The sequence below is a fragment of the Rhodococcus sp. IEGM 1379 genome (assembly GCF_030056815.1).
Classification (GTDB): Bacteria; Actinomycetota; Actinomycetes; order Mycobacteriales; family Mycobacteriaceae; genus Rhodococcus_F.
On sequence record NZ_JASHKR010000133.1, the window covers coordinates 2,564 to 7,053 of the forward strand.

General features: G+C 61.4%; 4 protein-coding genes and 2 pseudogenes. 4 read left to right on the plus strand and 2 right to left on the minus strand.

Annotated elements, in window-relative coordinates; all coding sequences use genetic code 11:
- The 3 genes and pseudogenes from QM600_RS28310 to QM600_RS28320 all read left to right on the plus strand — a co-directional run.
- Positions 1–437 (plus strand): annotated as a pseudogene (locus QM600_RS28310) (hypothetical protein); the annotation flags it as partial.
- A gap of 99 nt (positions 438–536) precedes the next feature.
- Complete coding sequence (locus QM600_RS28315) at positions 537–1,226, plus strand: class F sortase (protein WP_283265070.1); 690 nt, start codon at positions 537–539, stop codon at positions 1,224–1,226.
- Positions 1,227–1,712: pseudogene (locus QM600_RS28320) on the plus strand (ABC transporter permease); the annotation flags it as partial.
- On the opposite strand, the gene QM600_RS28325 reads toward QM600_RS28320, so the two are convergent.
- Together QM600_RS28325 and QM600_RS28330 are read right to left on the minus strand one after the other, a co-directional pair.
- Positions 1,690–2,361, minus strand: a complete 672-nt coding sequence (locus QM600_RS28325) for an NAD(P)H-binding protein (RefSeq protein WP_283265071.1) — start codon at positions 2,359–2,361, stop codon at positions 1,690–1,692. The pseudogene QM600_RS28320 and the gene QM600_RS28325 overlap by 23 nt on opposite strands.
- Before the next feature lie 23 nt (positions 2,362–2,384).
- Entirely contained in the window at positions 2,385–3,881 is a 1,497-nt protein-coding gene (locus QM600_RS28330) for a flavin-containing monooxygenase (protein ID WP_283265072.1), read from the minus strand.
- Between the two features lie 223 nt (positions 3,882–4,104).
- On the opposite strand from QM600_RS28330, the gene QM600_RS28335 reads away from it, so the two are divergent.
- Positions 4,105–4,347 (plus strand): hypothetical protein, encoded by a 243-nt coding sequence (locus tag QM600_RS28335; RefSeq protein WP_283265073.1) that lies wholly within the window; start codon positions 4,105–4,107, stop codon positions 4,345–4,347.
- The last annotated feature ends 143 nt before the right edge of the window (positions 4,348–4,490 follow it).

The following is a 4,490-nucleotide window of genomic DNA, read 5'->3' on the forward strand; positions in this document are numbered from 1 at the left end:
CGACGGACGTGACCACCACGGCCCCCGTCACCACCACGACGGACGTGACCACCACGGCCCCCGTCACCACCACGACGGACGTGACCACCACAGCCCCCGCCGTCACCACGACCTCTGTGACGGCACCCACGACGACGAAGACCAATGTCGTTGTCATCCCGATCATTCCGATCATCCCCATCTTCCCGGGCGGATCGATCGACCGGCCGACGCTTCCCGCCGGACCGGCAACGACCGCCAGCGCTGCACCCAAGGCGCCGAGCGCGCAGCCCGCGCAGCCCGCACCAAAGAAGCAGACAGGCCAGCGACCGACATCCATCGACGGCGGCGCCGCTGACGAAAGCACCGGCCCGAGCATGGGCATCGCGATCGCCGGACTGGGCCTGATCGGCTTGGCCGCATGCGGAGTCATCGCCATCCGACGCAACCGCGCATAACCGGAAACACCCTGAGCTCGATCGAGTGAACAGTGTCCGGTACCGAAGCCCAGAGCATTCGGTACCGGACACTGTTCGTCCACGACAAAGGAACACGAAATGACCTCCACGGACCCACACCAGGCAGCAGACGAGCCAGCCGCAGACAGTGCGCAACCGGCCCGGAAACGACGACTCCGCATCCTGGCCACCGCCGCAACGATTGTGGTCCTCGTGGTCGGCCTCCTACTGACGTACCTCGGCACCCGCCCCGACGAAGATCCCGCGCTCCCACCAACTCCGGCAGTCGGGAACACACATCCGGCCACCGCAGACGGAACCGCGTCGTCCGGCGTGCGCCTGGCAGCGAACACCCTCTCCCTCGACCCGATCGGCGTCCTAGCCCCGATCGTCGACGCCAGCGTCATCGACGGAGTACTCACACCCCCCGCCAACGTCCACGAGGTCGGCACCTGGCTCGACGGCGCACCCTTGGACTCCGCCACCGGCACCACACTCCTCGCCGGACACGTCAACATGACCGGACAAGGCAACGGCGCCCTGTTCGACCTCGGGACCATGAAGCCGGGGCAGGAGATCCGCACGTCGGACGCCGCCGGGAACACCACACAGTGGCGCGTCACCTCTGTCGTCACCCGCGCGAAGGCAGACGGCATCGAGGAAAGCGTCCTCGCAGGCCCCGATGGTCCTCGCCTGCTCGCTGTCGTCACGTGCGGCGGGGAGTTGCAGTACACCGACGGTGTCGGCAGCTATGCAGACAACGTGTATCTTTACGCCGCCCCGATGTAGTTCTCTGCCGCATCCTTTGCCGCGGCACGACGGATCCTTGGCCGGCATCTCCGGTGCCTGGTTGAGCGTTGCGGTGGCATCGGGAGTCGGTGTTGTCCTTCCCCTGATGCTTGTTTCGGGGGGGGTCGTGCCCCTCGAGGGCGTGGCGCTGGTGCCATCGATGGACGGTACGGAGAGGTGGAAGCCGCTCTCAGTCTTGGCTTTTCGCAGCGGGATGCACGCTGGGAAGTGGCCCGAACCGCGGGCGCCGACGCCTTGTTGCCCGGGCTGGATCAAACCCGAACCGTCGGGCTCGTAACATTGCCCGGTGCGTTTGTCGGTGTACTTCTTGCCACGGGTTCGGCAGTGCAGGCCGGCGCCGTCCAAATCCTTGTGTTGGCCGGATTGCTGCTGGCTCAAACCTGCTCGGTGGCAGTGGCGTTGGAATTGGTGGCGCGGGGGTTTGTCTATCGAAACCGGGCTGTCAGGCCGACGCGAGTGCGTTGATCCCGTCGCTGTGTAGAACACGATCGGGAAGATCAGGGGTGTTTACGGCGAGGGCGATCATGGCTTTGCCGATGTTCTCACTGGTGGTGACACTGCCCGGCAGGATCCTTTTCAGCAGTGGATAGAGCGGCACGGAAATTTGGTAGAACGCTTTGTACCACCAGGTTTTCGACGGTGATCCCGGGCGTGGACGGATGAATCCGGGCCTGAAGATATAGACGTTGAGGGGGAGTGCGAGAAGTGCATTCTCGACTCCGCCGCGTACACGTTTCCACATTGTCCGGCTGGTCTCGGTGGAGTCGGCGCTCTCTCCGGACACGTAGACGAACACCGTCTGGGCATTCAAGCGTGAGAGCGTTGTTGCGGCAGAGAGCGTGATGTCACGAGTGATCCTGGTGTAATCAGGTTCGTCCATTCCCGCGGAGGAGACACCGAGGCAGAAGAAGCAGGCGTCGGATCCAGCCAGGTCCGATTCGACGGCCGTCAGATTGAGCAGATCGCGATGAACGACGTCGATGACCTTCGCGTCGGTAGCGATGGACGCGTTGCGGCCGACGGTGACAACAGTGTCGATTCGTGGATCATCCAGGCATTCGTGCAGAACGCTGTTGCCCACCATTCCCGTTGCCCCGAAAATAACAACCTTCATTTCAATGCCCCCCAGCCGTGGAATTATCCGGTAACCCTACCGAACGGTTCGGTGACCGGTGTGGGGGTGGGAGACGCCGGACCCGAGAACTCCATATGGTCGCCGAGGTTCCCCAGGGTGGAGTGAAGCCGGTCCAGAATGTAGTTCTGACGCATGCTCCACGGCGACTTCGAACCCTGCTTCGGAAACTGCTCGACGGCACGCATCACGTATCCGGACGCAAGATCGAGAATGGGCCGCTGATCCATGCTCTCGTTCACCTGGGGAACGCACGTCGTCTGACCGCGCTTCTTCAGCTCGGACAGTAGCCGGCACACGTACATCGACGTCAGATCTGCGCGCAACGTCCACGATGCGTTGGTGTATCCGACGCACAGGGCAAAGTTCGGAACTCCACTGATCATCATGCCCTTGTACACGTACCGCTCACCCAGCTTCACCGCCTCGCCGTCCACCTCGATGGTCATGCCGCCGCAGGCTTCCATCTTCAAACCTGTTGCGGTGACGATGATGTCGGCTTCCAGTTCGGTACCCGACGCGAGTCTTATCCCGGTCTCGGTGAAGGTGTCGATGGCATCCGTCTCGATGGATGCCTTGCCGGATCGAAGGGCCTTGAACAGGTCTCCGTCGGGGACGACGCATAGACGCTGGTCCCACGGATCGTACGTCGGCGTGAAATGTGGATCGAGCGGAACATCGTGGGGGAGTTGCCTCTTGGCTGCCAAGCTCAGGATCTTTTTGGCCCGCGCCGGGCTGCGTCGACACAGTTGGTAGAACCCGAGATTGATCAGAACGCTTTTCCAACGAATTATGCTGTGTGCCATCTTGTCCGGCAAGATCTTGCGGACGGAATCAGCAATCTTGTCGCTCGACGGAAGAGACAGGATGTACGACGGGGACCGCTGCAGCATCGTGACGTGCTCGGCTACACGCGACATCGTCGGAACCAAAGTGACTGCGGTAGCGCCGCTTCCGATGACAACAACCTTCTTGTCGGCGTAATCGAGATCCTCCGGCCAGAACTGCGGATGGACAACCGTCCCGCCAAACGTCTCGAGTCCCGGGAAGTCTGGTGTGTATCCGGCGTCATAGCTGTAATAACCACTGCAGAGATACAGAAAATTGCAGCTCAGGGTGCGAATCTGATCGCCGCTGGAGATGGTGGCAGTCCAGGTCGCGGTCTCGGACGACCACGATGCCGCTACCACCTTCTGGTTGTACCGGATCTTTTGATCGATACCGTTCTCGCGAGCGGTGTCGCGGACGTATCGAAGGATGGACGGGCCGTCGGCAATCGCCTTGGCGTCCGTCCACGGACGGAACGGATAGCCGAGCGTGAACATGTCGGAGTCCGAGCGAATGCCGGGGTACTTGAACAGATCCCAGGTTCCGCCGCTGTTCGAGCGGGCTTCGAGGATTGCGTAAGACTTTTCGGGAAGCTCGGTCTGGAGGCGATAGGCCGCACCGATGCCGGACAGTCCGGCGCCGACAATCACTACGTCGAGGTGTTCGATGCTCATCTGTTCGGACTCCGTATTGAGTGCGCCGTCATTGGCCGAATTGGTGGTCGAAACCCACACTACTGAGTGGCGCTCAGCAGTGCGAGATCGGAATTATCCGAGCAAAACCGGCATTTTCAGTCTACCGGTGGTAGATGATGGAGGTTCGTACACGCGGTGACACGTCGAAGGGGAAGTCGATCAAGCGGTGGCGCTGTTTGCTCGATCGCTGTGGACGCCACACATGCACGACCTTCTGCGTTCTATGCTGCACGTGCCCGTCAATGGATATGACCGGCCTCTGCGCATCGTTCAATCCACGTCCGACACGACGGTACCCATTCCGCTCACCGGGGCACAGATCGCCGACTTACGTATCCGCGGAACACAATTCGAATATCAGCACATTGACGGCGTCTCCCACAGTCGATCGTTGATGGCGTCGATGGATCAGACGATGGAGTTCACGGATCGGGTGATGCGTTAACCCATGCGTCTGCGGTGATACATCAGGGAATCGTCGCCCTGGGCGAACCACACGATTGCAGCAATCGCGTACAGGATGCACACGATCAGAAGAAGTACACCGGCGATGATCAGCGATATCTGCCCCAGTCGTTTCACTCGATC